Consider the following 4,120-nt stretch of genomic DNA (forward strand, 5'->3'; position numbering starts at 1 on the left):
ACCCTGAGGGTGCCGTCGGGGGACGGCCGCTGGCTGGGGAGGCGGCGGTCGAGGGATCGGCAGCCAACTCGACAACCTTGTTGTCCGCGTCGACGTGGACCACCCGAGGGCGGTACGCGCGGGCCTCGGCGTCGTCCATCTGCCCGTACGAGATCAGGATGACCAGGTCGCCCGGGTTCACCAGGTGGGCGGCGGCACCGTTGATGCCGATCACGCCGCTGCCCCGCCGTCCGGGGATGACGTACGTCTCCAGCCGGGCCCCGTTGGTGATGTCCACGATCGCCACCTGCTCGCCGGGGAGCAGGTCGGCGGCGTCGAGCAGATCCTCGTCGACGGTCACCGAGCCCACGTAGTGCAGGTCCGCCTGGGTCACCGTGGCGCGGTGAATCTTGGACTTGAGCATGGTGCGGTACATCGGGACGCCTTTCGCGGGTACGGGCAGGAAGGTCAGTGGGCCGGGTCGAGCCGGATCGGGGCGTTGTCGATCAGGCGGGTGTCGCCCACCCAGGCGGCGACGAGCAGCCGGGCCGGGCCGCGGACCGGCCCGGGCTCCAGGTCGGGATCGGTGAGGACCAGGTAGTCGAGTCGGGCACCGGGCCCGCCGGCGCCGAAGGAGGCGTGCGCGGCGGCCAGCACCGCCCCTGCGTCGCGACCCGCCTCGGCGGCTTCGGCACCGGCCCGCAACGCCCGGGACAGGCCCAACGCCACCGTCCGCTCGACCGCAGACAGGTAACGGTTGCGGCTGGAAAGCGCCAACCCGTCCGGCTCCCGGACGGTGGGCACCCCGACCACCTCGACCGGCACGTCCAGGTCCCGGCACATCCGCCGGACCAGGGTCAGCTGCTGGTAGTCCTTCTCGCCGAAGAACGCCAGGTCCGGCCGGGTGAGCTGGAGCAACTTCAGCACCACGGTGAGCACTCCGTGGAAGAAGCCCGGCCGGCTCAGCCCCTCCAGGTCCGTGCCGAGCGGCCCCGGGTCGACCCGCACGGCCGGCTCCCCGCCGGGATACATGTCGGCCACCGATGGGGCGAAGACCAGGTCAGCGCCGGCTCGCCGACACACCTCAAGATCAACATCGAGGGTACGCGGATACCTGTCGAAGTCCTCGTTCGGCCCGAACTGCAACGGGTTCACGAAGACCGTGACGATCACCTGGTCGGCCCGATCGCGGGCGGCCCGCAGCAGCGTCTCGTGCCCCTCGTGCAGGGCACCCATCGTCATCACCACCGCCACGGTGCCGGTGAGCGCCGCCCGAGCACCTGCCAACTCAGCTCGGGTGTGCACCACCACCGGCACATCCGGGGTGCCCTGCGGGTCGCGTGCTGCTGGCGCGGTCACGCCGCCACCTCCGTGTGGTCCCGGTACAGGACGTCGAGCAACTGCGCCGCGTCCGCCGGCCGCAGCCGGCCGGCGGCCACCGCCCGATCGGCGGTACGCCGAGCCAGGGCCAGGTAGGGGGCGACCGACTCGGGCGCGGTGTCGGCGAGCCGGGTCAGGTGCCGCGCGACGGTGCCCGCGTCGCCCCGGGAGACCGGGCCGGTGAGCGCGTCGTCGCCGAGACGCAGCGCGTTCTCCAGGGCGGCGCGCAGCAGCGGGGCGAGCACCTTCTCCGGCTGTCCCACCCCGGCGTCACGCAGCCGGTCGGCCGCCTCGTTCACGAGCGTCACCAGGTGGTTGGCGCCGTGTGCCAGCGCCGCGTGATAGAGGCCGCGGTCGGCCTCACCGATCCACTCCGGCACCCCGCCCAGATCCGCCACCAGCCGAGCGGCCAACGGACGCAGCTCTGCCGGTGCGGTCACGCCGTACGAGATGCCGGGCAGCCGGTCGAGGTCGTCGGGGGTACCGGTGAAGGTCATCGCGGGGTGCAGCGCCAGTGGGCGGGCACCGGCTGCGGCGGCCGGAGCCAACACCGCCAGGCCGTGTGCACCGGAGGTGTGCGCCACCACCTGGCCCGGGCGCAGGGCGCCGTCGGCGGCCAGATCGGCGATCACGCCGGCGAGCGCGTCATCCGGCACGGCGATCAGCAGCAGATCGGTGGCCGCCAGAGCCACCGACGCGGCCGAACGGCGGGACACAGCGGGAAGCAGCAACGCCAACCGGGCCTGGGAGGCACCGGACATCCCGCTGGCGGCGACCACCCGGTGGCCGGCGGCGGCAAGCGCGGCACCAAGGGTGGCACCGACCCGGCCGGCACCGATGACGCCGACGGTGAACAACGAGCGGGTGGCGACCGGGCTGGCGGGCACGGTCGCGGTCCGCCGACGGGCGGCCTGATGCGTGCGCAGCGGTGCGCTCATGTCACGATCCAGTCCTCGAGATGGGTACCGGTCGAGGCAAGTATGCGTCGCTGACACGGATCCGAAACAAGGATGTGTGAAATCGTTCACCGGTGATGCCGCCCGCCCGACCGAGCCGGGTGGCGGCACCACCGGGCCAGCTCAACGGAGGCGACGCAGGAACCCGGCGTCCAGGAACTTGACGTTGGTGTCCGGGCGGTCCACCCCACCCTCGTCAGGTGTGGTCGGGGTGTTCCGCCCGTCGTGCACCACCAGCAGACCACCGGGGAAGCCGGGCAGCGGGGTAGCCACCGCCGCCGCCCCGTCACACTCCTGCGCCCCGTCCACCCCGCCGTCGACCACGGCAAAGCGCCCAGTGGGCCGCGCGGTACGTCTGTCGTACGTGTAGAAGGTGTCGTCTCCCTGGCTGGAGACGATCAGGGTGCCGGCGAACCGGCCGGTCGGGTAGATGGTGAGCCCCTCCACGTCCTGGGCGATCCGGCCGCCGAAGCCCGGGTCGCCGGAGTAGTCGACCACACAGTCGTCCTCCACCGGATCGAAGACCGCCGGGATGCCGTACTCCCGCACCCGCTCCACCGATACCGGCCGGCCAGTGAACCGCCCGTCGATGAGCCGGGTCCGCCAGAGACCAACCGTCTCCTGGGCGAGGTACACCACACCGGTGGCCGGGTCGATCACCGTGCCCTCCACCTGCGGCCCATCACCCGGGTCGGCGCACGGCGACCACCGGGTGCCGTCCGGCAACGTGAACTCGGCCGGCAGGGTGAGCCGGTCCACCTGTCGATAACCGACCCGCCCACCCTTCTCGACCAGACGGAACGCCGCCACCTCCGGGGTGCTGCGCCGGCTCACCACCGCGTACGCGGCACCGTCCGGGCCGGTGTACGTGCCCAAGCCGTACGCGGTGCGCTGGGTGTTCACCTCGGACTGATCGCGGCTGAACGCGTACGGAACGTCAGGCGCGGTGACGTCGACAAGCATCCGGGTCACCGGGTCGATCCGGTAGAACCGCAGTTGATCACGGCCCCGGTCGGTGACCACCGCCAGATCCACCCGGCGGTGGCCGAGCCGGAAGCCGGTGACCAGGTCCACGTTGTTGAACCGGCCGGCCTCGTCGCCCGGCCCGGGAGCAGTCGGAGTGGGAATGGCCTGCCGTTCCCGCCCCCGCAGGTCGTACACGCGCAGTCCGCCGTTCTTCGCGGTGACCACCACCAGGCTGCCGGCGCGGTCGGTCGGATGCACCCAGATCGCCGGGTCATCCGCGTCGGCGTCCCCACCGACCTCGTCGTCGTGCAGGGATGGCGTCTCAAGAACCGCACGTACCGGGTGCGGCTCGTCCGGCGCAGCGTTCGCCGGAGTGCCGGGCAACAGGAGGGGCGCAACCACCAGTACGGAGATCACCAGTTGTCTCATACCGGCTGACCGTAGGGTCGGCACGGTGACACCCCCTGAACGAGGAATGAATTGATGCCAACACCGTGGCGGGCCGCCATGCAGCAGGCGCTCTACGGGCCCGACGGCTTCTTCGTCGCCGGCACCGGGCCGGCGGCCCACTTCCGCACCAGCGTGCACGCTTCTCCGGTCTTCGCTTCGGCGTTGCTCCGGTTGATCTCGCAGGTCGATGCGGCGCTCTCCTTTCCCCCGGTACTCGATGTGGTGGACATCGGGGCCGGGCGGGGTGAGCTGCTGCGCGCGCTGTCCGCGGGGGTCACCGTTGGGGTTTCCGGGGAGCCCACCCGCTCCGGGCGGTCAGGCTTGATCCCTGCGCGGGCGGGCTCCCCGGAAACCCTGACCACCACGGCCGCCGCCGATCCGGCACCCGA

At 72.2% G+C, this 4,120-nt stretch carries 4 protein-coding genes and 1 pseudogene; 1 reads left to right on the top strand and 4 read right to left on the bottom strand.

The window, feature by feature from the left end; all coding sequences use genetic code 11:
* The 4 genes from panD to C1I93_RS29125 all read right to left on the bottom strand — a co-directional run.
* Window positions 1-415 (bottom strand): aspartate 1-decarboxylase (gene panD, locus C1I93_RS29110; RefSeq protein ID WP_111246463.1); only part of this gene is annotated, 415 nt, incomplete at its 3' end.
* A 32-nt stretch (window positions 416-447) separates the two neighbouring features.
* On the bottom strand, window positions 448-1,296 hold the full coding sequence (gene panC / locus C1I93_RS29115) for a pantoate--beta-alanine ligase (RefSeq protein ID WP_111246466.1): 849 nt from the start codon (window positions 1,294-1,296) through the stop codon (window positions 448-450).
* A 38-nt stretch (window positions 1,297-1,334) separates the two neighbouring features.
* Window positions 1,335-2,297, bottom strand: a complete 963-nt coding sequence (locus C1I93_RS29120) for a Rossmann-like and DUF2520 domain-containing protein (RefSeq protein ID WP_111246464.1) — start codon at window positions 2,295-2,297, stop codon at window positions 1,335-1,337.
* A gap of 141 nt (window positions 2,298-2,438) precedes the next feature.
* Window positions 2,439-3,710, bottom strand: coding sequence for a phytase (locus tag C1I93_RS29125; RefSeq protein ID WP_111246465.1), 1,272 nt, complete (start codon window positions 3,708-3,710; stop codon window positions 2,439-2,441).
* 54 nt (window positions 3,711-3,764) lie between these two features.
* Here C1I93_RS29125 and C1I93_RS29130 point away from each other — a divergent pair.
* A pseudogene (locus C1I93_RS29130) lies at window positions 3,765-4,120 on the top strand (SAM-dependent methyltransferase); the annotation flags it as partial.

The sequence above is a fragment of the Micromonospora endophytica genome, assembly GCF_003236305.1.
GTDB lineage: Bacteria > Actinomycetota > Actinomycetes > Mycobacteriales > Micromonosporaceae > Micromonospora > Micromonospora endophytica.